The organism is Echinimonas agarilytica, assembly GCF_023703465.1.
GTDB classification, from domain to species: Bacteria; Pseudomonadota; Gammaproteobacteria; order Enterobacterales; family Neiellaceae; genus Echinimonas; species Echinimonas agarilytica.
Map to the genome: position 1 here is coordinate 1 of NZ_JAMQGP010000025.1, position 659 is coordinate 659.

Here is a 659-nt window from a genome sequence, read left to right on the forward strand (position 1 = left end):
ATTGGTTCTCGATAAATTTTTCGCCTGACCTCTACATGGTTTTTGAGTCAAGTAGAGTGACAATATCCAAAACAATTTACTTGTTTTCGAACTTCAATTTTTTGGGTTTCCAAGTTTTTAAAGAGCATCAAATACGACCGAAGTCATATCTGTTAGAGCAAAAAAGCTCAAGCGTAAGTATGACGCTACTTAAGTTTGAGCTCTCTTTAATGTCGAAGATTTCACTGAATGGTGGAGCTACGCGGGATCGAACCGCGGACCTCTTGAATGCAAATCAAGCGCTCTCCCAGCTGAGCTATAGCCCCTTGACTTCCAGCGTGCTTTACAGACATCTACCAAAGCAATCGTCACCCTTCAAACACTTCAACCCCTCACAACTGACGTTATGAACCTTGAAATTTAAGAAGAATTGGTAGGCTTGGGCAGACTTGAACTGCCGACCTCACCCTTATCAGGGGTGCGCTCTAACCAGCTGAGCTACAAGCCTAAACTTGCGTAGCAGCTGCTGTTTCAGCATCTTCGCTCTATTCAACAAGACAATCTGTGTGAACACTCAGCAATAAGACTGAGATTTTAGGTAAGGAGGTGATCCAGCCCCAGGTTCCCCTAGGGCTACCTTGTTACGACTTCACCCCAGTCATGAATCACTCCGTGGTGAT

Annotated in this window: 2 tRNA genes and 1 rRNA gene; all 3 read right to left on the bottom strand. The window is 44.6% G+C overall.

Annotation, left to right across the window (positions count from 1 at the left end):
- Positions 1 to 229: 229 nt before the first annotated feature.
- Positions 230 to 305, bottom strand: a tRNA-Ala gene (locus NAF29_RS18110).
- A gap of 105 nt (positions 306 to 410) precedes the next feature.
- Positions 411 to 487, bottom strand: a tRNA-Ile gene (locus tag NAF29_RS18115).
- A gap of 91 nt (positions 488 to 578) precedes the next feature.
- Positions 579 to 659 (bottom strand): 16S ribosomal RNA (locus NAF29_RS18120); the annotation flags it as partial.